This window comes from Tardiphaga sp. 37S4, from assembly GCF_021044645.1.
Classification (GTDB): domain Bacteria; phylum Pseudomonadota; class Alphaproteobacteria; order Rhizobiales; family Xanthobacteraceae; genus Tardiphaga; species Tardiphaga robiniae.
In genome coordinates, this window is sequence record NZ_CP088008.1 from 3,730,460 (window position 1) to 3,753,575 (window position 23,116).

General features: G+C 60.0%; 23 protein-coding genes. 3 read left to right on the plus strand and 20 right to left on the minus strand.

What is annotated here, in order from left to right; all coding sequences use genetic code 11:
• Positions 1 to 2 precede the first annotated feature (2 nt).
• Genes LPB73_RS17805 through LPB73_RS17835 form a run of 7 tightly spaced genes read right to left on the minus strand, consistent with a single transcriptional unit; the run spans position 3 to position 6,774 of the window.
• Positions 3 to 788: an SDR family oxidoreductase gene (locus LPB73_RS17805; RefSeq protein WP_120288876.1), complete on the minus strand. Its 786-nt coding sequence runs from the start codon at positions 786 to 788 to the stop codon at positions 3 to 5.
• Between the two features lie 46 nt (positions 789 to 834).
• Positions 835 to 1,518 (minus strand): GntR family transcriptional regulator, encoded by a 684-nt coding sequence (locus LPB73_RS17810; RefSeq protein ID WP_093760894.1) that lies wholly within the window; start codon positions 1,516 to 1,518, stop codon positions 835 to 837.
• Positions 1,515 to 2,534 carry a Gfo/Idh/MocA family protein gene (locus tag LPB73_RS17815; protein ID WP_120288875.1) on the minus strand — a complete coding sequence of 340 codons (1,020 nt, stop codon included), beginning with the start codon at positions 2,532 to 2,534 and terminating at the stop codon, positions 1,515 to 1,517. Before LPB73_RS17815 ends, LPB73_RS17810 begins: the two co-directional genes overlap by 4 nt.
• On the minus strand, positions 2,531 to 3,667 hold the full coding sequence (locus LPB73_RS17820) for an ABC transporter ATP-binding protein (RefSeq protein ID WP_175368218.1): 1,137 nt from the start codon (positions 3,665 to 3,667) through the stop codon (positions 2,531 to 2,533). Before LPB73_RS17820 ends, LPB73_RS17815 begins: the two co-directional genes overlap by 4 nt.
• 9 nt (positions 3,668 to 3,676) lie before the next feature.
• The gene (locus tag LPB73_RS17825) at positions 3,677 to 4,519 is read right to left on the minus strand and encodes a carbohydrate ABC transporter permease (RefSeq protein WP_175368247.1); all 843 of its coding nucleotides are present in this window, start codon (positions 4,517 to 4,519) and stop codon (positions 3,677 to 3,679) included.
• Positions 4,520 to 4,530: 11 nt separating this feature from the next.
• Positions 4,531 to 5,481, minus strand: coding sequence for a carbohydrate ABC transporter permease (locus LPB73_RS17830; RefSeq protein ID WP_093760900.1), 951 nt, complete (start codon positions 5,479 to 5,481; stop codon positions 4,531 to 4,533).
• Between the two features lie 9 nt (positions 5,482 to 5,490).
• Positions 5,491 to 6,774 carry an ABC transporter substrate-binding protein gene (locus LPB73_RS17835; protein ID WP_093760902.1) on the minus strand — a complete coding sequence of 428 codons (1,284 nt, stop codon included), beginning with the start codon at positions 6,772 to 6,774 and terminating at the stop codon, positions 5,491 to 5,493.
• Positions 6,775 to 6,968: 194 nt separating this feature from the next.
• Here LPB73_RS17835 and LPB73_RS17840 point away from each other — a divergent pair, with 194 nt between their 5' ends.
• Positions 6,969 to 8,669: an IlvD/Edd family dehydratase gene (locus LPB73_RS17840; RefSeq protein ID WP_231077712.1), complete on the plus strand. Its 1,701-nt coding sequence runs from the start codon at positions 6,969 to 6,971 to the stop codon at positions 8,667 to 8,669.
• Between the two features lie 310 nt (positions 8,670 to 8,979).
• On the opposite strand, the gene LPB73_RS17845 is transcribed toward LPB73_RS17840, so the two are convergent.
• The 7 genes from LPB73_RS17845 to LPB73_RS17875 form a co-directional block, all read right to left on the minus strand.
• A complete protein-coding gene (locus LPB73_RS17845; RefSeq protein ID WP_231077713.1) occupies positions 8,980 to 10,422 on the minus strand; it encodes an NAD-dependent succinate-semialdehyde dehydrogenase in 1,443 nt (480 codons plus the stop codon).
• A gap of 54 nt (positions 10,423 to 10,476) precedes the next feature.
• Positions 10,477 to 11,094, minus strand: coding sequence for an ATP-binding cassette domain-containing protein (locus LPB73_RS17850; RefSeq protein WP_231077714.1), 618 nt, complete (start codon positions 11,092 to 11,094; stop codon positions 10,477 to 10,479).
• Positions 11,091 to 11,792 carry an ABC transporter ATP-binding protein gene (locus tag LPB73_RS17855; RefSeq protein ID WP_231077715.1) on the minus strand — a complete coding sequence of 234 codons (702 nt, stop codon included), beginning with the start codon at positions 11,790 to 11,792 and terminating at the stop codon, positions 11,091 to 11,093. Before LPB73_RS17855 ends, LPB73_RS17850 begins: the two co-directional genes overlap by 4 nt.
• On the minus strand, positions 11,792 to 12,535 hold the full coding sequence (locus LPB73_RS17860) for an ABC transporter ATP-binding protein (protein WP_231077716.1): 744 nt from the start codon (positions 12,533 to 12,535) through the stop codon (positions 11,792 to 11,794). The genes LPB73_RS17855 and LPB73_RS17860 overlap by 1 nt, the downstream gene beginning before the upstream one ends.
• Before the next feature lie 3 nt (positions 12,536 to 12,538).
• Positions 12,539 to 13,552, minus strand: coding sequence for a branched-chain amino acid ABC transporter permease (locus LPB73_RS17865; RefSeq protein WP_231077717.1), 1,014 nt, complete (start codon positions 13,550 to 13,552; stop codon positions 12,539 to 12,541).
• 1 nt (position 13,553) lies between these two features.
• Complete coding sequence (locus LPB73_RS17870) at positions 13,554 to 14,480, minus strand: branched-chain amino acid ABC transporter permease (protein ID WP_175368212.1); 927 nt, start codon at positions 14,478 to 14,480, stop codon at positions 13,554 to 13,556.
• Positions 14,481 to 14,549: 69 nt separating this feature from the next.
• Positions 14,550 to 15,845, minus strand: coding sequence for an ABC transporter substrate-binding protein (locus LPB73_RS17875; RefSeq protein WP_231077718.1), 1,296 nt, complete (start codon positions 15,843 to 15,845; stop codon positions 14,550 to 14,552).
• A gap of 135 nt (positions 15,846 to 15,980) precedes the next feature.
• On the opposite strand from LPB73_RS17875, the gene LPB73_RS17880 reads away from it, so the two are divergent.
• Both LPB73_RS17880 and LPB73_RS17885 read left to right on the plus strand, forming a co-directional pair.
• On the plus strand, positions 15,981 to 16,823 hold the full coding sequence (locus tag LPB73_RS17880) for a MurR/RpiR family transcriptional regulator (RefSeq protein ID WP_256461201.1): 843 nt from the start codon (positions 15,981 to 15,983) through the stop codon (positions 16,821 to 16,823).
• 33 nt (positions 16,824 to 16,856) lie between these two features.
• The gene (locus LPB73_RS17885) at positions 16,857 to 17,669 is read left to right on the plus strand and encodes an SDR family NAD(P)-dependent oxidoreductase (protein ID WP_231077720.1); all 813 of its coding nucleotides are present in this window, start codon (positions 16,857 to 16,859) and stop codon (positions 17,667 to 17,669) included.
• A 332-nt stretch (positions 17,670 to 18,001) separates the two neighbouring features.
• On the opposite strand, the gene LPB73_RS17890 is transcribed toward LPB73_RS17885, so the two are convergent.
• The 6 genes from LPB73_RS17890 to LPB73_RS17915 all read right to left on the minus strand — a co-directional run bounded on the left by LPB73_RS17890 (position 18,002) and on the right by LPB73_RS17915 (position 23,081).
• On the minus strand, positions 18,002 to 18,745 hold the full coding sequence (locus LPB73_RS17890; protein ID WP_231077721.1) for an SDR family NAD(P)-dependent oxidoreductase: 744 nt from the start codon (positions 18,743 to 18,745) through the stop codon (positions 18,002 to 18,004).
• A gap of 81 nt (positions 18,746 to 18,826) precedes the next feature.
• The gene (locus LPB73_RS17895) at positions 18,827 to 19,612 is read right to left on the minus strand and encodes an SDR family NAD(P)-dependent oxidoreductase (RefSeq protein WP_231077722.1); all 786 of its coding nucleotides are present in this window, start codon (positions 19,610 to 19,612) and stop codon (positions 18,827 to 18,829) included.
• A gap of 67 nt (positions 19,613 to 19,679) precedes the next feature.
• The gene (locus LPB73_RS17900) at positions 19,680 to 20,393 is read right to left on the minus strand and encodes an ABC transporter ATP-binding protein (protein ID WP_374725681.1); all 714 of its coding nucleotides are present in this window, start codon (positions 20,391 to 20,393) and stop codon (positions 19,680 to 19,682) included.
• The gene (locus LPB73_RS17905) at positions 20,393 to 21,160 is read right to left on the minus strand and encodes an ABC transporter ATP-binding protein (protein WP_120288862.1); all 768 of its coding nucleotides are present in this window, start codon (positions 21,158 to 21,160) and stop codon (positions 20,393 to 20,395) included. The genes LPB73_RS17900 and LPB73_RS17905 overlap by 1 nt, the downstream gene beginning before the upstream one ends.
• Complete coding sequence (locus tag LPB73_RS17910; RefSeq protein ID WP_231077724.1) at positions 21,160 to 22,179, minus strand: branched-chain amino acid ABC transporter permease; 1,020 nt, start codon at positions 22,177 to 22,179, stop codon at positions 21,160 to 21,162. Before LPB73_RS17910 ends, LPB73_RS17905 begins: the two co-directional genes overlap by 1 nt.
• Positions 22,176 to 23,081 (minus strand): branched-chain amino acid ABC transporter permease, encoded by a 906-nt coding sequence (locus tag LPB73_RS17915; RefSeq protein ID WP_089263793.1) that lies wholly within the window; start codon positions 23,079 to 23,081, stop codon positions 22,176 to 22,178. Before LPB73_RS17915 ends, LPB73_RS17910 begins: the two co-directional genes overlap by 4 nt.
• Positions 23,082 to 23,116 lie beyond the last annotated feature (35 nt).

The following is a 23,116-nucleotide window of genomic DNA, read 5'->3' on the forward strand; positions in this document are numbered from 1 at the left end:
CTTCAGATGCTAGTAATGAGACCACCATCGACGCGGATGACCGAGCCGTTGACGTAAGATGCGCGGGTGCTGGCGAGAAAGGCGACCACATCAGCATATTCTTGTGGCTCACCATAACGGCCGGCAGGAATACTGGCGGTGCTCTCCGCAGACACGTCCTCGACGGAGCGACTTTCACGCTTTGCCTTCTGCTCGTCCAGGAAACGGATGCGACTGGTGGCAACCCGGCCTGGAAGCACGATATTGGCTGTGATGCCGTCACGCCCAACTTCGCGGGCCAGCGTCTTCGACCAGCCCACGAGCGACAATCGCAGTGCATTCGAAATGCCGAGATTGGGAATCGGCGACACCACGCCAGACGATGTCGATGTCACGATACGTCCCCATTTGCGGGCGCGCATGCCGGGTAATACGCGATCGGTCAGCGTGATGACCGACAGCACCATCTGCTCGAAGCTCCTGCTCCACAGTTCCGGGTCCTGCCCGGCAGCAGGCGTCGGCGGCGGCCCACCGGTATTGTTGACAAGGATGTCGATGGGGCCGAACGCTGCCTCGATGGCACTGACGCGCGCATCCATCGCGGCACGATCAGCCAGATCGAAAGCGGCGGCCATCGCGTCGCCTCCACCCTGCTTGATCTCCGCGACGACACGATCGAGCGCGGCCGCGTCGATGTCGGCAAGCGCGACACGCACGCCTTCACTCGCCAGCGTCTTCGCGATAGCGCTTCCAAGGCCGCCGCCGGCGCCAAGCACCAGCGCGACCTTGCCCTGAAGTCCGAGATCCATGTCCTGTCCTTTGTCGAGATGCGGAATCGATATGCGTGTTGGCCTGTCAGTCCGGCCCTAGATTTGGGCCGGGCACGGCCACGCGTTGCAGGTAATCGGCCTTGCTGGAGTGCATGTGCTCGACGCAGAGCTGCGACAGCGCCCAATTGTCGTTGCCACGCAGCAGTGAAATCATCATATCGTGCTGCTGGATCGACACCTGCAGCCCGTTGTGATCGGCAAGGTTCTTGGCACGCATGGGCAGTGTCAGGCCCATGTAATCTTGCAGCGATCGCACCAGATACGGGTTTCCGCACGCCGCAAACAGAGCGATGTGGAACGCGTCATTGGTGTCGTGAATGCCGCGCAAATCGCCGCGCTCGGCATACCGCACATATTCTGCTTGAATGGCTTCGAGCTCCATGATCAGCGACGCCTTGGCTGGCAACGGGATCATCAGTGCGGCCTGGCGCGTGAGCATCTCGCGCACTTCATAGATCTGCTTCACCTCGGCCGTCGAATAGGAACGCACCGTCGCGCCCACATTCTTCTCCCTCTGGACGATGCCGGTATGCTCGAGATGCACCAGCGCCTGGCGCACGAAGTGCCGCGAGGCGCCATAGCGTTCCATCAGGTTGTCTTCGATCAGCCGCGCGCCGGGCGGTAATCGGCCAAAGATGATATCCTCTTCGACACGTCGGATGATCTCGGCCTGTTCATCGGCGCGTGACGCAATTTTGGTGACGGTCATCTGGCATTGCCTCGAGATGCTTCGCGCCCTGACAACCGGTAGCAATCCTCGACAAGGCGCAGGGTTTGCAGATTGTCCGCGGGAGAGGTCTCGAAAGGCGCGCTGCTTTGCAGCGCATCGATGAAATGCGCGATGGTCGCATCGTAGGAACCCTGATAGGTCGCAGCTAGATCGTAGGCGCGGATCTCGCTTTGCGCGCCCGTCAGCTTCAGCTGCGTACCTTCGAGCCGAATTGAGCCAATCGTGCCAAGGATTTCGAGTTGATCGGCCTGCGATATCGGCGCGCCATGAGCTGCAAAGCTCGCGAACAACGACACACCGGCGCCGCCGCGGGATCGCATCTGGATCACGGCACCGTCTTCACCCGCAATATCCGGACATGTTTGGGTCAGCGCCGCCGCGATCACATCCAGCGGGCCTAGCAGCATGCGCAAAGTATCGAGATGGTGAATTAGCACTTCAGCCACCAGCATGCGGGACTCGCCGCGCATGAACGGCTGGCGCTCGATCGCAGGATATTGGCCGTTTGCATCGGGAATCGTGCCCGATGTCAGCAGCGTCAGACGGGCAGCTGTCACCGCCCCGATACGACCGTCCCTGATCCAGGATGCGGCATCGCGATAGTATGCACGAAAGCGCCAGTTCTCATGCACCATCAACCGGATGCGACCCTCGACATCACGCGCCAACGCCTCGGCTTCTGCGAGTGTCGGGGCGAGCGGCTTCTGGCAAAGCACCGGCAGACCACGATCGGCGACGAGGCGTACCAAAGGCGCATGGAAGGCACGCGGCGCAGCAATATCGACCGCATCGAGTTCACATGCCGCCAGCATGTCTTCCGCGCGCGAAAAGCATTGCCCGATACCGAACTGCCGGGCGCGCGCAGCAGCATTCTCCGACGAGGGATCGGCGATCGCGACGACCGCGGCACGCCCCGCGAGCTTCTGCCATGCCAGCAGATGATATTGCGTGACCCACCCCGCACCAATCAATCCGATCCGCAACGGCTTGCTCATTGCCCGATATCCCGACGCTTCTCGCCGATGACGGCCCGGCCCGTCGTTGCGTCAAACACGAAGACCGCATTGACCGGGAAATACAGATCGACGGTCTCGTCGATGGCGACAGGCACATGACGCGGCAATCGCGCCGTCCACTCCACGTCGGGTTCGATTTCGACCAACAGCAAGGTTTCCGCGCCCAACGGCTCCACCGCGATCGTACGCCCCCGCACATGGCCCGCGGGCTCGCTGCCCAACGCCGCCTTGTTGATATGCAAATCCTCGGCGCGCACGCCGATTGTCACTTTTTGGTCTACCAGCTTTCCCAATAACTGAGGCGACCAGCGCGTCAGCGCCGTCTCAAGGCTCTGGCTTCGTGCCACAGAGCTTTCATTGGCCGAAGCGACAACCGCCGTCGCCAGATTCATCGGTGGCGATCCCAAGAATCGGGCGACGAACGTGTCCGCCGGCTCCCAATAGACGTCGAGCGGCGCGCCGATCTGAGCAACGCGACCGGCATTCATGACGCAGATCCGCGTTCCCATGGTCATGGCCTCGACCTGGTCGTGGGTCACATAGATCATCGTCGATCCCAGCCGCTTGTGCTGCTTGATGATCTCGCTGCGGGTGTTGACGCGTAACGCAGCGTCGAGGTTGGACAGCGGTTCGTCGAATAGGAACACCATCGGCTCGCGCACCATGGCGCGCCCGAGTGCGACACGCTGGCGCTGGCCGCCGGACAGCGCGCTGGGCTTGCGCGTCAGCAGCGGCGTCAGACCAAGAATATTCGCCGCATCCTGCACCCGGCGTTCGATCTCGGCAGCGGCGAAATTGCGCCGGCGCAGGCCGAAGGCGAGATTGTCCGCAACGCTCATATGCGGATAGAGCGCATAGGACTGAAACACCATCGCGATGTCGCGATCCTTGGCCGGCACCTGATTGACTACGCGATCGCCAATCGAGAGCTTGCCGGAGCTGATCTCTTCCAGGCCCGCGATCATGCGCAGTGTCGTCGACTTGCCGCAGCCTGAGGGCCCGAGCAGAACCATGAATTCGCCGTCGCCGATATGAAGATCGACCTTGTCAACGACTACCGGACCTGTCGGCCCATATTGTTTGGAGAGTTTGTCGAGGGTGACAACGGCCATGGCTGCCTCTTATTTGATTGCGCCGGCAGTCATGCCGCGAATGAGTTTCTCTGAGAAGAAAACGTAGACGATGATCACCGGAATGACGGAGATCATGACGCCGGTGGCGATCATGCCGATGTCCTGGAAATGATCGCCCATGAAGGCGCGAATGCCGACCGGCAGCGTGCGCTTATCAGGATCGGTGATCAGCACGACGGCAAACAGAAACTCGTTCCAGAGCTGGATAAAGTTCAGGATCAGCGTAGTGGCAATCGCCGGCATGCCGATGGGCAGCACGATGCGCCGGAAAATTTCGAGATCGCCGTAGCCATCGATCTTGGCGGCGTCGAACAGATCCTGCGGAATGCGCGCAAAGAACCCTTCCAGAAGATAGATTGTCAGCGGCAGCTGCAGCGACACATAGACCAGCGTCAGCCCGAGCAGGCTGTTGTAAAGATTGTAGTCGACCAGGATCTGATACAGCGAGATCAACGTAATCTGCGGCGGGAAAATGATCGACGAGAACAGGATGCCGTAGACCAGCCGATTGCCGCGGAAACGATAGCGCGCCAACGCATGCGCTGCTGCGGCGCCAAGCAGCGTCACGACGGCGACGGCGCCCACCACGACAATCGTGGAATTCCAGAAATAGGTCGCAAAATCGGAATCGACCCAGGCGATCCGGAACTGCTCCCAGTGGAACACTTTGGGCCACGCATAGTGGTCGGCGCTGATCTCGGCGGTGGTGCGCACCGACATCGTGGCGAGCCACAGGAACGGTCCCAGCGTGTAGATAGTGTAGAGGCCCAGCACGAGAGCAAGCGCTCCGCGGCTGAAGAAACGCGGCAAAGGTGCGCGTTCCGCAAGCATGGCAGCCACGATCAGTACTCCAGACGTTCGCGGGTCGCCAGAAGGCGATTGAGGATGATGACAGCGGCGCAGACCACCACGAACCACACCGACGCGATGGCGGAAGGATATCCGAGATCAAAGGTGTTCCAGTTGAAAGCACGCTTGTAGACGTAGGTAGATACGGTTTCGGTCGCCCATAGCGGGCCGCCCTGGGTCATGATCCAGACCAGATCGAAGATCTTCATCTTGCCGATGAAGGCAAGAATATAAAGGTTCAGCAAGGTCGGCCGCAGCATCGGCACAATGACGTAGCGCAGCTTGGCGCCCCAGCCGCAATTGTCGAGTTCGGAGGCTTCTAGTACCTCGCGCGGCAACGAATGAATCGCCGCGAGACAGACCACCATGTTGAAGCCTGCCCATTTCCAGGCATGGGTCACGATGAGTGCGCCGAGCGCTAAATTTGGATCACCGAGCCAGGACGACGCCAGTGCCCCAAGCCCGACGGCGCGCAGCATGGCGTTGAGGATTCCCCAGTCGTAGTTGAATATCCACATCCAGAGGATCGCGACGACGACGTAGGATAGAAGGACCGGAGTGAACCACGCGACCCGCAGGAAGCGCGCGGCAGGAACGCCCGCATATAGCGCCAGTGCGAGCAGCAGGCCTGTCACAACATCGAGCACGGGCGCGATGAACGACCAGATGAATGTGTTCCGCACCGACACCCAGAACGTCTCGTCGGACATCAGCGCGCGATAGTTATCCAGGCCGACGAAGGTCGCATCGAGACCTTCAATGGTGAAGAAGCTGTCATAGAAGGTTCGAAACGCCGGATAGGCGGTCAGTCCGATATACACCGCCAAAGCCGGCGCCAGAAAGACGGCCAGCACCCACCAGCTCGCCCGGCGCGGATCGGCCAGCGAGGGGGCTGCGTGCTGAGCCCCCTCCTCGGCAGCGGATGGAATGCTGATCGATGTCATTGTTAGTACTCAGCTCTTGAAGCAGGCGCTGTCCATCTTCTCCGCGGCTTCCTGAACGCTCAGAAGGCCAGCCGGAAAAGCGTTGTTCATGACCTGGGTGTAGGTCTCCGCACACTTGGCGCGGTAATACAGCAGAGGCGTGCCGAAGAAGTATTTGACGTTCTTGTTGCGTGCGTTGAGCTCCGCAAAGTAGTCCTTGCGCGGGCTGTTGATCTTGGCCGGGTCGGATTTCAGACCGGTCTGCAGCGAGACCTGCTCCATCCACTTGGTGCCATTCTCGACGGTGGCCATGGATTTCATCAGCGCACCGGCGCAATCCTTGTTCTTGCTCTTTGAATACATCACGAAGCTGCCGGCGACGGCGAGCGTCTTGCAGTCCTGACAAGCGCCCTTGTCCATTGCCGGGAATTGCATGATGCCGAGCGGGAAATTGGCCGGCATGCCACCACCTTCCGGTGGCGCAAAGGCGCGACCCGTGAACCAGCTCGGATCCGGGAAGGTCAGCGCGCCCGGCGTGTTGTAGAAATAGAAGTGGGACTCACCGAGCTTCAGCGTGGAAAAACTCTTCGGATAGGCACCGGCATCGACCAGCCCCTTCATCCAGGTCATGACTTCAACGACGCGCGGATCCTTGAACGACAGCCCACCATTGAGCAGCTTGCCATAGTCCTCGATACCGAGCTTACGCAGCAGCGACTCGAACAGAAGCAAGCCACCCGGGAACGGACGATCGCCGACGCCCTGCGACACCGGGGTGATGCCGGCGGCAACGCCCTTCTTCACCAGATCGGTGAACTGCTCCTGCGTTAGCTGGAACGACGCCGGTACATCCACGCCGACCTTCTTGACCGCGTCCTTATTGTAGTAGAGCTCGACCGTATAGGCCTCGACCGGCAGGCCGTAGACTTTGCCCTTCGATGTCCAGGCTGGTTTCGACCAGTCCTCGTATTGCGCCAGATCGACATAGCTATCCAGCGGTTCGAGGAAGCCTCCGGCGAGAAATTCCGGCTGATCCGGCTCCATGTAGAAGATGTCGGGCGCCTGCCCGGTCCGCACCGCTGATTTGGCCTGGGTGTAGAGATCCGCTTTCGGGATGAAGCTGAGCTTGACCGAACACTGCTTGTTCGCAGCCTCAAAGTCCTTCACCCGCGTCGTCACCCAATCCTTCTTGGCGGGCTCGTCGGGCCAGTTGCTCCACATCGTGATCTGCGTGGCCTGCGCAAAAGCGGGAGCAGCGCTCGCGATGGTGGCCGCCGCGACAACCGCAGCCAGTCCAATTCTCCGTGCCGTCATGGTGATCTCCTCCGGATGTCTGTTTTTTATTGGGCCGGACCCTGGAACAGGTCCAGGTATATTGTCAATAATAAATATCCAATTCCGCGGTATTAGCGATTATATCCGCTGTATCGAATAGGATTATTGACAATTCCAACGACGCCGGCGATGTAACGAAGAAAATCGGCTTTGGTGGCCGCAGGGGAAACGACATGTCCAAAGGGCTTCGCAAAGGGCTGACAAACTATGGCGACGCGGGATTTGCGCTATTTCTGCGCAAGGCGTTCATCAAGGCGATGGGCTATTCCGACGATGCGCTGGAGCGCCCGATCGTTGGAATCACCAACACCTACAGCGACTACAATCCGTGCCACGGTAACGTCCCTGCCATCATCGAGGCTGTGAAGCGCGGCGTGATGCTGGCCGGCGCGATGCCCATGGTGTTCCCGACCATCTCGATCCACGAAAGTTTTGCGCACCCCACCTCGATGTTCCTGCGCAACCTGATGGCCATGGACACCGAGGAGATGATCCGCGCGCAGCCGATGGACGCCATCGTGGTCATCGGCGGCTGTGACAAGACGCTGCCGGCCCAGATCATGGCCGCGGCATCCGTCAATCTGCCGACGGTGGTGATCCCTGTCGGCCCCATGGTCGTCGGTCATCACAAGGGTGAGGTGCTCGGCGCCTGTACCGATTGTCGCCGCCTCTGGAGCGCGCACCGCGCCGGCGAGATCGACGCAGAGGAAATCGAGATAGTCAACGAACGCCTCGCGCCATCCGTCGGGACCTGCATGGTGATGGGTACCGCCAGCACGATGGCCTGCGTCACGGAAGTACTGGGCCTGTCGCTGCCGATGAGCGCGACCATCCCTGCCCCGCACGCCGAACGTTTCCGTCTCGCCGAAGCAAGCGGCAAGCGCGCCGCCAAAATGGCGGTAAGCGGCGGACCACGTCCCTCGGAATTGCTGACACCTGCAGCTTTCCGTAATGCCACCGTTGTCATGCAAGCGATCGGCGGCTCCACCAACGGCATCATTCATCTCACCGCGATCGCCAACCGAACGCCCTATGGTTACGATCTCGACATGCTCGACGAGATCGGTCGCATTGCGCCTGTGCTGATCGATCTGAAACCCTCGGGCGCTCACTACATGGAACATTTCCATCACGCTGGTGGCATGCCCAGGTTGCTTGCAGAACTTGGCGACCTTATTGATGGCAGCGCGCCGACCATCGCAGACAAGACGCTGGGCGAGATTGCGGCCGAAGCTGAGATCGTCCCCGGTCAGGACGTCATCCGGCCGCGCAGCAATCCGATCAAGGCCGAAGGCTCCATGGCCGTGCTGTACGGCAACCTCGCACCAGGCGGCGCGATCATCAAGCGCTCGGCCGCGACGCCCCGGCTGCTGCAGCACACCGGCCGCGCCGTGGTGTTTACTTCTGTCGAGGACATGGCACTACGGATCGACGATCCCGATCTCGACGTAACGGCCGACGACGTTCTGGTATTGCTGAACACCGGCCCCAAAGGCGCTCCCGGCATGCCGGAAGCGGGCTATCTACCGATCCCCAAAAAGCTCGGCCGACAAGGCGTGAAGGACATGGTGCGCATTTCAGATGCCCGCATGAGTGGCACTGCATTCGGCACAATCGTGCTGCATATCACGCCCGAATCCGCGGTGGGCGGCCCGCTCGGACTGGTCCGCAACGGTGATCAGATCAGGCTTGACGTCGATGGGCGGTCCATCAACCTCCTGGTCGATGAATCCGAACTCGACGGGCGCCGCGCAGCACAGTCAAAGGTTCATGCAGTCCTGCCTGAACGTGGCTACGCTCGCCTGTTTCAGCAGACAGTAACGCAAGCCGATAAGGGCTGCGACTTCGATTTCATGATCGCGAAAAAGACGTAAGACTTTACCTCGCGATCACGCATCGCCTGCAATCCGCCTTTACAAACGGATACTATCAAAGATTGCGTCGGCCCACTCCCGTGAGCTCTGAGAATGTCCGCTCATCTTGAGAAGAATGACTTCAACCGTCCGTTCATAATGCGCCGTAAGCAAGCTATCCATCCCAGGCTCGTATCAATGTCCGCTTTGCGCCATAAGCGGTCAAAAGCGATCTACAAAGGGAACTGTCGACGCGTCGATACTTTCCCCTACACCCGCATCCAGAACGAAGAATTGCGTCCACGGTTTCATGAGAGACTAGCTGCCAAACTCAACCGAGATGGCTCACGAATTTTGTACTCAAGTAAGCATTAAGCCCCTCAATACCTCCCTCGTGCCCGTAACCTGACTCTTTTACGCCACCAAATGGCGTTTCCGGAAGCGCGATACCAAAATGATTGATAGATACCATTCCGTGGTCGAGTCCATCGGACACCTTGGTTGCAGTCTTCGCATCCTTGGTAAAGGCATAGCTCGCAAGACCGAACGGCAGACTATTGGCGCGCTCCAGCACTTCATCGGCATCCTTGAAACGTAGCATCACCGCGATCGGGCCAAATGGCTCCTCGTGCATAATTCGCGCATGAGCGGGGACATTCGTCAGTACAGTCGGCTCGAAGAAGTTGCCCGCATTGCCAATGCGCTTGCCACCCGTTTCGACTTTAGCACCCTTCTCCTGGGCATCGAGCAGAGTGGTTTCCATCGCATTGACCCGCCGCGGATTGGCAAGCGGTCCCATTTTGCTGTTGGGATCAAACCCGTCTCCGACTGCGATACCGCGCGCAAGGTCCGTGAATTTGGCAACAAACTTGTCGTAGGACCTCTCCTGAACAAAGAACCGCGTTGGCGAAACACAGACCTGGCCCGCGTTGCGATATTTCATGCCGGCCAGAAGTGTAGCAATGCCATCGGTCTCGACATCGTCAAAAACTAGCACGGGCGCGTGGCCGCCAAGCTCCATGGTCGAGCGCTTCATATGCTGTCCGGCAAGCGAGGCCAGATGCTTGCCGACCGGGACAGATCCCGTGAACGATATCTTGCGGATCGCCGGTGAGCTGATGAGATATTCCGAGATCACGGCCGGAACGCCGTAAACCAGATTGATCACACCGGCGGGCACACCGGCCTCTTCGAAGCATTTTACGAACTCGATTGGCGAACCCGGCGTTTCCTCGGGGCATTTGATGATGATCGAGCAACCGGCGGCAAGCGCACCGGAGATTTTCCGAGCAGCCTGTAACACCGGAAAATTCCAGGGCGAGAAGCCCGCCACCGGACCGACAGGCTCCATCAGCACCATGTTGCGGACGCCGTCGGCGCGCGCCGGAATGATGCGGCCATAGGCGCGGCGACCTTCCTCGGCGAACCATTCGATGACGTCGGCCGAGCCCATGACTTCGAGCTTCGCCTCGGCCAGGAGCTTGCCTTGCTCAAAGGTGAGAATGGTGGCGATCTGCTCGACCCGCGCGCGCACCAGATCGGCAGCCTTGCGCAGGATCTTGCTGCGCTCGAAGGCGGAGACGCGTCGCCAGGTATTGAAGCCGGATTGAGCAGCCGCGATCGCCTTGTCGAGATCGGCCTTTGACGCATGCCCGAGTTTGCCGATGGGCGTATTCGTGGATGGATTCATCACGTCCTGGTAATCGCCCGAAGTTGGTTGGACCCATGCGCCATTGATATAGTGCGGGAGCGTATCGAGATATTGTCGCTGCATGGATTGAATCCTGTTCCAGATTTCGGTTTGTCGTGAATTGAGTTGCGAGTCTATTCAGGGGGCCAGCACACCAAGATATTGGCGGACATCGGGCTGGCTGGTGAGGTCATCAAAATGAGCATAGTTAGTGACCGCTCCGCCGCTGACGAACAGGAAACGCTCGCAGATCTCCTTGAGGATCGTCAGCTGAAACGTCGCCGTCGGATGCAGGCAGATGAAAACGAGCCGCTTCTCAGTGCGCAGCTTGCGGAAAAAATCCAGCATGAATCCGATATAGCCATCCTGGGTATTGAACTGCGGTTCATCGAACAGATGAACGAGCGGATAGGCGCTTGCAGCCTGCTCCATCGTGAAGGACGGTCTCGTCTTTCTGAACTGACGGACTTGATAGGATTGATGGTAATGAATGGCCAGACGATCACGCTGAAGATAGCGAACCCTCTGCATGTCCTGACCGGCAACCATCACGCGCCCTTCCGACGGCACGTTCGATCCCGCGATCATCTCGAATAGCGTCGTCTTGCCGGCGCCGTTTGGCCCCATGACGCCCACGATCTCGGGCTGCATGAAAGCACGATCCACGTGCAGTTGAAATGCGGGATCCCGGTCGAGCAAGCCGCGGCGATAGATCTTGATCACGCCTTCCAGCGCAAGTAGCGGCGTATCGCTCATGACAGCCCTCCCAGAAGCTTGCGCTTGAGGCTGAGATCTGCAGTCAGTGCCGCCGCGTCCCCCGCCCAGGCAACATGCCCCTGCGAAAGCACAACAACCCGATCGGCAACGCTCAATGCGACATCGGCATTCTGTTCGACCACGATACTGGCAATGCCCGCCTGCCTGAGGCGCCGGATGACAGCCATCACGTCATCGACGATTTTCGGTGCAAGGCCCTGGCTTGGCTCGTCGAACAGCACGAGGCCGGGTGAACCGAGCAACGCGCGGGCAATGGCCACCATCTGCATCTCGCCGCCGGACAAAGTCTCGGCCTCGCGCGTCATCAGATATTTGAGCGGTGTGAAAATCTCGGTGACTTCTCCGAGAGACCATCCTCGAAAGTTCGTGCGCTTTTCGCCTAACGACAGATTTTTCGCGACGGTGAGTGTCGGACAGAGGCGACGGTCGTCCGGCACCCAGCCAATTCCGGCGCATGCTATATGATGCGTCGCGCTTGCTGCGATCGACTTTCCCTGAAAACGGATGTCACCCCGGCGCGCGCGCGTGAGACCGAGGATGGAGCGGAGCACCGTGGTTTTGCCAGCGCCGTTAGCGCCGAGCAGGGCAAGCACCTCGCCTGCGCGTACGGACAACGAGACCGAAAACAGCGCCTGCGTCTCGCCGTAGAAAGAATCGATACTGGATACATCGAGCATCAGTTGAGCCGCCCCAGGTTGGAAGCCTCGGCCCATGGGTTCGTCTTGAGTGCGGCCGGCGCGCCGCGCGCGATCACCTGCCCCCAATGAATGACGGATATCTCATCGGCCAGCGAGAAGAGGAATTCCATGTCATGTTCGATGACAACGATGGTCAGGTCGCCTTTGAGCTGAAGGATGAGATCGGTAAGTCGCGCGCGCCCGTCGCTACCCAGACCCGCAGTCGGTTCATCGAGAAAAAGCAGCTTTGGACGACAGGCCAGCGCGACGCCGATTTCGAGCGCGCGGCGTGCGCCATAGGAGAGCGACTTGGCTTCATCGTTGGCGCGTCCTGCAAGACCCACCTTTTCGAGAATGCTGTGAGCTTCGTCGACCAGCGCGGTGTCGGCATATGCCTGAGCAATCATGTCATGCCCACGCCGGCGCGTGCCCGGAAGCGCAATGGCTATGTTCTCGAATACCGTGAACTCGTCGAACAGGTTCATCAGCTGGAACGACCGTGCGATGCCGAGGCGTGCGATATCCTGGGGACTTTTCCCGGTGATATCGTCTCCCTGCCACAATACCTGCCCGCGATTGGGCTTGTAGCGGCCAGTCAGCACATTGAAACAGGTCGTCTTGCCGGCGCCGTTCGGCCCCATGATGCCGGACAATTGGCCGGCTTCAAATGCAAGCGAGACGCTCTCGAGCACGACGCGATCGCCGAATCGCAGATGCAGGTCTTTGGCTTCAAACAGGGGCATGGCTCACCTCGCCTGCGATTGCGGAGCGGCGGCAGGGCGCGGAACGATTTTGTCTCGTCCGTTCATGACGCCGGCAAACATGCCGGCGATCCCCTCCGGCTTGAAAAGCACCAAGACAACAAACGACAGGCCGAACCATAGCATCCATCCGGTGGTGAATGATCCGATGACGTCGCGTGCAAGGAAGAAGGCCACGGCACCAATGACGGGGCCCCAGAACGAGACAAGCCCGCCACCCACCAATGTCATCATGACGACGTAGCCGGAATAGTGCAGACTCATCACGTCCGGGAAGGCGGACGTCTGTGCCATCGCGAACAATCCGCCCGCGAGTCCCGATAAGGTCGTGGATACAACCAGGACCGCCGCCTTGTAGCGCCAGACGTCGTAGCCGACGAAACGAGCACGTGTTTCGTTCTGCTTTATGGCCTTCACCACCCGCCCAAAGGGGGAATGCACGAGCCGCCACAGCAGGAACGAGACAACAGCAAAGACTGCCAGCACGAAGTAGTACAGCGCGATGTTGCTGCCAAGGTTGAACGTGGTGATGCCAAGCGAGGCGGGTAGCCTCTCAATCTTGAGCAAGCCATCTTCGCCGCCGGTTATCCGGTGCGCCTTGATCGCGATGAACCAGAAGATCTGCCCGAAAGCGATGGTCATCAATGCGTAATAGATGCCTCGCCTGTGCGAGATGAAGAGCGCCACAAAAGCGCCCGCTATTGCGGCCGCAAATGCAGCAACCGCAAGACAGACCCACAGGTTCGACGCGATGTTTGATTGCGCCAGACCGAATGCGTAGGCACCGATCCCGAAAAATGCGCCATGCCCGAACGACGGCAATCCCGCATGGCCCAGAACCAGATTGTAGGCCAGCGCATAGAGCGCAAAGATCAGGATCTCGACCCCGAGATATTGATAGAGGCCGACCCGCTCGATCCAGAAGGGAACGGTTGCAAACAGGATCCATGTAACGAGCATCGCAAGCGTGAAGCTGGGAACCGTACGGGCTGCTGCCATATCAAGCCTCCAACACGCTTTTCTTGCCGAACAGGCCCCGTGCGCGGAACGTCACGACGACAATTAACAACAGATACATGGACAGCATCGACCATTCGGAGGCATAGGCACCGGACAGCCCGACCACCATGCCGACCAGGAGCCCGCCCAACGCCGCCCCCCAGAAGCTCCCGACACCACCGAGCACGATGATGAGAAATGCCGGGACAACGGCATCGACTCCCATATGCGGCCGGATTCCCCAAAGCGGCGCCATGATCACACCGGCGAACGCCGCGAGCATCGTGCCAAGGACGAACACCCAAACCCGCAATCGCGTCAGATCGATGCCGAGCGCCTGGACGATTTCGCTGTCATGGGCGCCTGCCTTGACCATCGCACCGAAACGCGTGCGTTCGACGATGAACCAGACGGCTCCCATGGCCACGATCGCCATGCCGGCAGCCCAGAAGCGATAGGTCGACCAGATCAGATCGAGCATGATAAAGCCGCCGGACATGTCACGCGGTACCGGCATCATGTAGTCGCGCGTGCCCCAAACCACGCGGATCAACTCCTCCAGCACCATGGCAACACCAAAGGTGAGCAGAAGCCCATACAGCGGATCGCGCCCATAGGTGCGGCGCATCAATCGTTCAAGCACAAGGCCAAAGGGCGCAACCAGGATCGGGGCTACGACAACTGCTGTGGCAAACCGCAAGCCAAGCGGCACCCCCGCCCACGCGATCAGGACATCCGGCGGCAACGGCAGTTTCGCCCCACAAATAGCGTAGGCAAAGTACGCCCCGAGAGCGAACAACGAGCCATGGGCAAGGTTGATCTGCTCCATCAATCCGAGGATCAGCATAAAGCCAAGTGCAATCAGGGAGAAAAGCAAGCCGAGCGCTATACCGTTCAGCAAATGCGGAAGGAGATTGAGCAGCGACATAAGCGTTCATCTATTCCAATGAGCGAGCATGAGCGCCCGGAGAACGTTCCGGGCGCTCATGCGTAAGCTTTATGTGTCGAAGACTGGAACGTCGGCGAGCGCCTTCATCTTGCATTTCTCCAGTGAGGCTTCGTCCACCGCCGTTTCGGGCTTGGTCCAGCTGATGACCTCATACAGATCCGTCTTGTCGGCGGGTTTTGCGTTGCGGCGGGCAAGATAGATCGTCTGCTGCACTTGATGCGTCACAGGATCGATATACGCATCGAAATGCTGCATGCGGTCGGCAGCGAGCATCTTGTGCCCTTCCAACTGCTTGATCACAGCATGATTGCTGGTCGTACCGGCGCGCTCGATGGCGCGCAGCAATTCGCGTGTCGCGATGTAGCCGTTGTAGGAGACATTCCCCGGCACCGGAATGGGCGACTGCGGATAGGTTGTTTGCCACCGCTTGACGAAGTCAGCAACGCCGGGTAGCGGCAAAAGATGATACCAGTTGGTGCCAAAGACGCCGAACAGCGTATCCTCCGCACCCCAGATATCGGGCCAATCCTGCTGATTGTTAATCCAGGCTGTTTTCTCTTCCAGCTTCAACGCACCGATCTGCTGACGTAGCGCCTTCATATCATCGCCGCCAACGGCCATGGCGACCACATCAGGCTTGGCCTGCTGCACCTTGAGGAGATAGGAGGTGAAATCGCGGGTATTCTGCGGGATCAGCAGATTATCGATGATCTGTCCGCCGGCTTTCTCGACCTCGGCTTTGGTCGCGGCCGATGTCGTGTGCCCCCACACATAGTCGTTGGTCAGCAACAGCCACTTCTTGCCTATCTTCTGAACCGCGTTCTGGACGGCGGCCTTGGAAAAATTGGTGCCGTTCCCATCCCAGACAAATTTGATGCGCGAGCAGTTCTCACCTGCCTCACTCGGTGCCGACGAGTTGGTGTTGAAATAGACGGTGCCGTATTTATTCGCGACTTGCGTGATGGCATTGGCGACGCCCGAATGCACGGCGCCGATCAGAAAGCCGCACTGCTCCTGCGTAATGAAACGCTCCGCGATGCGTGTACCTGTCGCCGCATTGGTTTCGGTGTCGGCCGTCGTCCATTCAATCTTGCGACCGAGCACGCCGCCTTTTGCGTTGAATTCATCAATTGCGAGGCGAATGCCACGCATATCGTCCTGCCCGCTATTGCCGTATTGGCCGCTGGCATCACAGGTGAGCCCCAACTTGATTGGCTTCTTTTCTCCCTGCGCCAGAACACGTGTGTGTTGCCATGGACCGAAAAATGTCGCTGTGGCAGACAGCAAGCCGCCCTTCACGAGGGCACGCCGGGACAGCCCGGACGTATCGCTACGTCGCTTCATTGTTTCCTCCTGGAATCGGCGGCTCTTTTATTGATGTCCGCGCATTGTATGGATTTAGAATAAACATTCCACGAAGTATGTAAAGTAGAATATACAAGTCAGAGAAATCGATGACCGCAAATACGAGCCAACCGCATGCCCACTAAAGCCAGAGCCCCCCAGCACGGCACTTATGAAAACCTCCGTCATGAGATCGCACGCCAACATCCGGATTTTTCAGATCGCCTCCGGGTGATCGCTGAGTTTGCACTTGAGCATCCCACCGAGATGGCGCTCGGGACCGTCGCGGAAGTCGCACGGCGTGCGAAGGTTCAGCCGTCCGCCATTGTGAGATTTGCGCGTGCACTGGGCTATGGCGGCTTCACGGAATTGCAACAGGTGTTCCGTTCAAGGCTCGTCGCCAGCGTGCCACCGAGCTACAAGGAGCGCATCACCGGGCTGCGACGCGACGGCCGCTTTCAGGATGCGAACAATCCTCAGGCGGTTCTGACCCGCTTCGCGTCAGAAGGCATGGTCTCGCTCGAAAGCCTGCAGGACCGCGTAAGGCAGGCAGATCTTGCGCGCGCGATCGAACTGCTTGGCGCCGCAGAGACGATCTACGTCCTGGGCCTTGGCGGCTCTTTCCCGGTCGCAGCTCATCTGACCTATGTTTTGCGCAAACTCGGGCGCCGCGTTGTTATCCTTGATGGACTTGGCAGCGCGCTTGGCGACCAGGCCGCTTCGGCGACGCCCGCCGATGCGCTCGTTGCCATCAGCTTCAGGGTCTACAATCCCGACACAGCGCGACTGTTTCCGGAACTCGTAGCCCGCCGCCTGCCCGTCATCTCGATCACCGACAGCTTGCTCAGCCCCATTGTCGAGGGTGCCAGCGTCGTCTTCGAAATTCCGGATATGCCGGAAGCCGCACTTCGTACGATGGTCGCCCCCATGTGTCTCGCCCAGACACTGGCCGTCGGTCTCACGCTTACACTCGACTGAAGATAACTCTCATTTAACTGACAGGATGAAGTCATGTCCGCTCGTATGCTGGAAGGCCAGGTCGCACTTATCACAGGTGCAGGTCGCGGGCTTGGCCGCGCCTTTGCCGAACGGCTCGCAGCCCTCGGTTGCCATATCGCTATTCACGGCATGCGCGAGCACGGCCCTGCCGAATTTGGTGGTACCGAAACGCTTACGGATGTCGCTCGATCGATAGCCGACAAACACAGCGTCCGCACTTTCAAGGTTCTCGGCGATCTTACGATATCGGAAGACATCGAGCGGGTCGTTCAAGTCACCGAGACCAATCTCGGCCCCATCGACATCCTCGTGCATAATGCCGGCGGTGACATCGCGGCTGCAGGCGGAAAGCCAAACCCAAATGATGTCGTAAATATCAAGGCCGAAGATGTGCGGGCCGTCATCGACCGTAATCTTCTTAGCACAATCTTCGTCTGCCAGCAGGTGGCGCGAGGCATGATGGACCGACGCCGGGGGCGTATTATCAACATCGGCTCAGTTGCAGCATTCAAAGGACGCACAAATGCATCGATCTACGCAACGGCGAAAGCCGGCGCGATGCATTTTACCCGGTGTCTCGCCGACCAGATGCGAATCTATGATGTCACCGTCAACACGATCGCCCCAGGCGACACACGCACGGAGCGGTTTATGGCAACACGTACCGTCGATCCGGCGCGGCTGATCCAGGAAGGGTCGCTCGACCGGATTGCCACCATAGACGAGGTTGCGCGCGTCATTGAGTTATTTGCCGGACCTATGGGAGCGTTCGTATCGGGGCAGGTCATTCGCGTCGACGGCGGCGGCCAGCTCTGGCCGGCATGAGCCTCAAACTCTCAGCTAGGTGACCATCGGGAATGCAGGAACCGCAATCAGTTCGGTATTAGTTGCAAGCCGCTGCGCAACTTCGCCACGAAACCTGCGGCACCTTTTTCACAGGAGTCCGCTTTGTGCCAGGAGCGGACATAGACCTTGCAAGCGAATAAGTGACATCCCTTTGTCTCGCAAGCCGACGGATCGGCGGATGTGACCGCACCTATTGCGGCGAACAATGCGTGCCGCCCTATCTTCTCGGTGACACGCCAGGCCCAGCGTTATCGTGGGTGGCGCAGCGCGCAGATCCGCCGCGTCCTGCAGGCGATCAGCGCCCGCAGCAGTCAATGGAAGTGGGTGGCCCCGTTGATATCGAAAATCGCACCGGAGGCGTAACCACTGCCAGCGCCGCATAAGAACACCGCGGTGGCGGCGATCTCTTCCGGCTTGGCCATGCGCTTCAACGGATAGAGCGATGTGTCATAGCCTTTGCCCTCGGTCATCGCGGTCTCTACCGGCCCCGGCGCAATGCCGTTCACGAGGACGTTGCGCGGTGCGGCCTTACTCGCCAGCCAGCGCACGAAGGAATGGATGCCGCCTTTGGCAAAGGCATAATGCGGCCCGGTGCGCAGACCGCCCATCCACCCGGCCACCGATCCGCACAGCACGATGCGGCCTTCGCCGGCCTCCATCATGCCGGGCAGGAAGGCGCGGGTCAGATTGATCGGCCCCTTCACATTGGCGCGAATGACGCGATCAAGCGACTCTTCCCAGTCCTCGGCCATCCAGTCGTCATGCGGTGCGATCGCCGCCGTATCGATCAGTCCATAGACCGGTCCAGTCTGCCTCGCGAGCGCCGTCACGTCGGGCCGCGAGCCGGTGTCGAGGCCGTAAATTTCAGAGCGGTCCGCAACCTCGGCACCGACGCGTTCGCGGATACGATCCTTGCCTGCGATATCGACCAGCACAAGCGTCGCGCCTTGCTGTGCGCATAGCTTCGCCGTAGCGCTGCCGATGCCGCCGGCCGCGCCCGCGATCACAATGCGCTGTCCGGTGAGATCGAATGGGGATTTTTCAGAAGACGTCATGACGATAATTCCCGCTTGTGTTACCACACCTCTGTAAACCCACGCAGAGTACGGTGTTCAATTCGGTTGACGTGACGACGGTCAGCGCGCCGGCGGCACGCCGCCATAGGTCGTCAGATGCGAACTCGCGAGCCACCCAGCATCAATCGGAAGATTGATCCCGGTAACCGCCGACGCGTCGTCGGACAGCAGAAACGCGACGCCGCGTCCGATTTCTTCCGGATCGACCATGCGTCCCAGCGCGGAGCCTTCGATCAGCAGTTTCGGATCTCGCGTCCCACGTTCGATGTTGGCGAGCACCGGTGGGGTTCCCACATAGCCCGGCGACACCGCATTGACCCGCACACCCGAACGGCCCCAATCGGCCGCGAGGCACGCCGCCATATGAACCGCCGCAGCCTTCGAGGGCGCATAGGCGTGTAACGGCGCTGTGCGCGATGCCGTGACCGAGCCGGTGATCACGATGCCGCCGCGTCCGCGCTTGGTCATGCGCTTGCCGGCCGCGAGGCAGGACACGTAAACGCCGCGCAAATTGGCGGCGATTACCCTGTCGAATTCGGCGAGCGGCAGGTTCTCTGCACGGCCGCCGGACTGGATCACGCCGGCATTGGCGAACAGCGCCTCGATCGGCCCCAGCCGCGCCTCGATATCCGCGAAAGCCGTTTCGGTCGCGTGTTCATCAGTCACGTCGAACGGCACGGAGTCCGCGCCGATCTTCGCTGCAGATTCCTGATTGGCCTTCGCATTGATATCCGAAATGACGACGCGCCATCCGCGCTCGATCAAGATACCGGCTGTGGCTAGGCCGATTCCGCTTGCTCCGCCCGTCACCACGGCGATGCGGCCGCGCCCCTCGTCTCGTTTCATCCTGCACTCCCGTTGTCCGTTTCTTGTTGCACGCAGCAAAGCTGCGCGTTTGACGATGGCGACGGCGCTAGACCGCAAGATAGCGTTGCTTGATGTCCTCGTTGTGCCTGAGTTCATCTATGGTCGCGCGATACACGATCTGTCCCTTGTCGATCACCGTGGCATGGGTCGCGATACCCAGGCAGAAATGCATGTTCTGTTCGGCCAGCAGAATGGTGACGCCCATGCCGCGCAGCGTCTTGATAAGTTCGCCGATGGCCTGGACGATGATCGGCGCGAGGCCCTCACTGGGCTCGTCGAGCAACAACACATCGGGATTGCCCATCAGCGTGCGGGCGATGGTCAGCATCTGCTGCTCGCCACCCGACAGCCGGCCGGCCAGGCGGTCCTTCATCGAGGCGAGGATCGGAAACACCTCATAGATGCGCTCGCGATTCCAGTGATGGTCGCCGCGCGGCCCCTTCTTGGCGGCGACGATGAGATTGTCATCGACCGTATGGTCGGGGAACACCTGCCGGTTCTCCGGAACATAGCCGATCCCCGCGCGCGCGATCCTGTAGGACGGTCGACCGGCCAGCCCTTGACCTGCAAGAGCAACCTTGCCGCGGCGTGGCGGCGCGAGGCCGGCGATCATCTTGAACGTCGTCGACTTGCCGGCGCCGTTACGGCCGAGCAGCGCCATGGTTTGCCCCTGCTCGACCGCGAGATCGACGCCGAACAGGATCTGGCTGGCACCGTAATAGACGTCTGCCGCTTCGACATGGAGGAACGGGTCGGTCATCATGCCTCTCCCACTGCTGCGGAGAGATGGTGATCGGCACCGAGATAGGCGTCGATGACATCCTGATTGCGCCGGATCTCGTTGGCCGTGCCCTGCGCGAGCACGGCGCCGTATTTCAGCACATGGATTTTCTGGGCGATCTTGAAGACGATATCCATGTCATGCTCGATGAACAGCACCGTCATCTTCTTGACCTGCCACAGATGCTGCACCTTGCCGATCATGCGCCAGCGCTCGTCCGGCCCCATGCCCGCGGTCGGCTCGTCGAGCAGCAGCACCTTTGGCTCCATGGCGAGCGCAAGGCCGATATCGAGCAGCTTCTGGTCGCCATGGGAGAGATTGCGCGAGAGCGTCCCCGCCTTGTCCGCGAGCCCGAGCAGTTCGATGATCTCTTCCGTCCGCGCCTTGGCTTCCGCGACAGGAAACCGCCGCAGAAAGGTCCATGACTTGCGCAAATGAGAGATCACCGTCGCCATGATCGCCTCGGTGACGGTCAGGCTGGGGAAGATCTCGGCGACCTGGAACGCCCGCGTCATGCCGAGCCGCACGACCTCGAGGCTCGATTTACCAACGATATCCTGACCGTCGAAAATGACCTTCCCCGAATTCGGCCGGAACGCGCCCGAGATCAGGTTGAAGAAGGTGGTCTTGCCTGCGCCATTCGGTCCGATGATCGCCGTGAGCGAGCCGTCGGGAAAATCGATCGAGACATTGCGCGTGGCGTGAACACCGCCGAAGCGTTTGTCGAGGTTCTGCACCGAGAGCATCAGGCAATCCTCTCCTTGGCGAAGGCGGCATCCTTGGCGGAAGCGTCCTGGGCAGGAGCCACCCTGGCCTCTTTGCGTCGCTGCAGAAATTCGACGATGTAATCGGCGATGCCCTGCCGCAGACCGAGCACGATGGCCAGAATGACGATGCCCAGCACCAGGCCGTGATATTCTGTGTAGATGGATACGAAATGCTCGAGCAGGCGCAGCAGGATGGCGCCGATGATCGGCCCGACGAACAGTTGCGAGCCGCCGAGCATGATCATGAAGATGGCCTCGCCCGAGGTCGTCCAGAAGCCGAATTCCGGATAGGCGCCGGAGACGAACAGCGACAGCAGGATGCCGGCAACGCTGGCCATCGCACCGGCCAGGATGAACACGCCGAGCTTCATGCGAACGATATCGACGCCGAGGTAATTGGCCCGGTTCGGATTGTCGCGGATCAAGCGCAGCGTGTAGCCGAACGGCGACTGCCAGACCTGACGCATGATCAGGATACAGACGACGAAGACGCAAGCCGAGAAGATATAAAGCGACACACCGCTGCTGAGATCGATGCCGAAGAACGGGGGCCGCGGAATGCCGCCGCGCAAGCCCTGATCCCCGCCGGTCAAGCTGACCCATGTCAGGATGATCGAGTGGATGAACATCTGGAAGGCCAGCGTGATGAAGGAGAAATAGATTTCCTTGAGCCGCACGCAGATCGCACCGATCACCAGCGCAAGCACCGCAGTGCCGAGCACCGTGACGAGAATTGCAACGGGGATCGACACGCGGCCGGACTGCATCAGCAGACCGAACATATAGGCGCCGGACACGAAGAAGGCCGCATGCCCGAACGAGACCAGCCCCGTGAGCCCCACGAGGAGATTCAGCGACATCGCCAGCAGGCCATAGGCCATCACATAGATGAGGAAGTCGCGCAGCGATGGCTTGGTGAAGATGAACGGTACGACAATCAAAACGATCAGCACGGCAGCCGCAAAGAACAGATCGCGCAGGAACCCCGCTTTCATCATCGCGCGATCTCCCGGCCGAGCAGACCGCTGGGCTTGACGATCAGAACGACGGCCATCATGCCGAACATGATCCCGTCAACGAAGAGCGGGAAGCCGATCGCTCCGAAGGCCCGCGTGAAGCCGATGAGCAACGCTGCGATCAGCGCGCCGACAATCGATCCCATCCCGCCGATCACGGTGACGATGAAGCTTTCGATCAGGATCGATAGACCCATACCCGGCGTCAATGTGCGTGTCGGCGCCGCGAGGGAGCCGGCGATACCCGCCAACATGCTGCCGACGCCAAACACGGCCGCGTAGAGCAGCGTCGTGTTGATCCCGAGTGCGCCGACCATCTGCGGATTGATGGCGAGGGCGCGGATGATCTTGCCGATCCGGGTCTTCTCGATTGCGAGCCAGAGCATCGCGCCGATCGACAGGCTCGCGACGATCATGAAGACGTAATAGGCCGGAACGAAGCCGCCGGCGAATTCAAGCGGCGGAAGCGCGAACACGTCGGGCATGCCCATCATCTTGTATTCCGGGCCGGCAATGATCTTCACCAGATCGTCGAAGATCAGGATGATGGCGTAGCAAACCAGCAACTGCATCAGGATGTCCTTGCCATACACCTTGCTGATGATGAACCGCTCAAAGATGACCCCGATCAGGCCTGCCCCGAGCGCGCCGGCCAGGAATGCCAGTAAAAAGCTCGATGTCGCCTGATAGGTGAAGAAGGCGATATAGGCGCCAGCCATATAGAACGCGCCATGGGCGAAATTGATGACGCCGAGCACGCCGAAGATCAGCGACAGGCCGGACGCCACCATGAACAGCAGCATGCCGATGATGAGCGCCGTCGATATCTGCGTCACGGCGCAGGCTGACGATGACAGGCAGGAGGCAAGGGCTTCGAGGTTCACAGCGCAGTCCTTTGATGGTCTGACCTTCGATGGTC

Coding starts and splice junctions, on each gene's coding strand:
- LPB73_RS17865 (WP_231077717.1), bottom strand. CDS start 13,552: ATGGCAGCAGCCCGTACGGTTCCCAGCTTCACGCTTGCGATGCTCGTT.
- LPB73_RS17805 (WP_120288876.1), bottom strand. CDS start 788: ATGGATCTCGGACTTCAGGGCAAGGTCGCGCTGGTGCTTGGCGCCGGC.
- LPB73_RS17885 (WP_231077720.1), top strand. CDS start 16,857: ATGTCCGCTCGTATGCTGGAAGGCCAGGTCGCACTTATCACAGGTGCA.
- LPB73_RS17860 (WP_231077716.1), bottom strand. CDS start 12,535: ATGCCCCTGTTTGAAGCCAAAGACCTGCATCTGCGATTCGGCGATCGC.
- LPB73_RS17870 (WP_175368212.1), bottom strand. CDS start 14,480: ATGTCGCTGCTCAATCTCCTTCCGCATTTGCTGAACGGTATAGCGCTC.
- LPB73_RS17875 (WP_231077718.1), bottom strand. CDS start 15,845: ATGAAGCGACGTAGCGATACGTCCGGGCTGTCCCGGCGTGCCCTCGTG.
- LPB73_RS17855 (WP_231077715.1), bottom strand. CDS start 11,792: ATGCTCGATGTATCCAGTATCGATTCTTTCTACGGCGAGACGCAGGCG.
- LPB73_RS17845 (WP_231077713.1), bottom strand. CDS start 10,422: ATGCAGCGACAATATCTCGATACGCTCCCGCACTATATCAATGGCGCA.
- LPB73_RS17880 (WP_256461201.1), top strand. CDS start 15,981: ATGCCCACTAAAGCCAGAGCCCCCCAGCACGGCACTTATGAAAACCTC.
- LPB73_RS17840 (WP_231077712.1), top strand. CDS start 6,969: ATGTCCAAAGGGCTTCGCAAAGGGCTGACAAACTATGGCGACGCGGGA.
- LPB73_RS17850 (WP_231077714.1), bottom strand. CDS start 11,094: ATGAGCGATACGCCGCTACTTGCGCTGGAAGGCGTGATCAAGATCTAT.
- LPB73_RS17810 (WP_093760894.1), bottom strand. CDS start 1,518: ATGACCGTCACCAAAATTGCGTCACGCGCCGATGAACAGGCCGAGATC.
- LPB73_RS17835 (WP_093760902.1), bottom strand. CDS start 6,774: ATGACGGCACGGAGAATTGGACTGGCTGCGGTTGTCGCGGCGGCCACC.
- LPB73_RS17830 (WP_093760900.1), bottom strand. CDS start 5,481: ATGACATCGATCAGCATTCCATCCGCTGCCGAGGAGGGGGCTCAGCAC.
- LPB73_RS17815 (WP_120288875.1), bottom strand. CDS start 2,534: ATGAGCAAGCCGTTGCGGATCGGATTGATTGGTGCGGGGTGGGTCACG.
- LPB73_RS17895 (WP_231077722.1), bottom strand. CDS start 19,612: ATGAAACGAGACGAGGGGCGCGGCCGCATCGCCGTGGTGACGGGCGGA.
- LPB73_RS17890 (WP_231077721.1), bottom strand. CDS start 18,745: ATGACGTCTTCTGAAAAATCCCCATTCGATCTCACCGGACAGCGCATT.
- LPB73_RS17825 (WP_175368247.1), bottom strand. CDS start 4,519: ATGCTTGCGGAACGCGCACCTTTGCCGCGTTTCTTCAGCCGCGGAGCG.
- LPB73_RS17820 (WP_175368218.1), bottom strand. CDS start 3,667: ATGGCCGTTGTCACCCTCGACAAACTCTCCAAACAATATGGGCCGACA.
- LPB73_RS17910 (WP_231077724.1), bottom strand. CDS start 22,179: ATGATGAAAGCGGGGTTCCTGCGCGATCTGTTCTTTGCGGCTGCCGTG.
- LPB73_RS17905 (WP_120288862.1), bottom strand. CDS start 21,160: ATGCTCTCGGTGCAGAACCTCGACAAACGCTTCGGCGGTGTTCACGCC.
- LPB73_RS17900 (WP_374725681.1), bottom strand. CDS start 20,393: ATGACCGACCCGTTCCTCCATGTCGAAGCGGCAGACGTCTATTACGGT.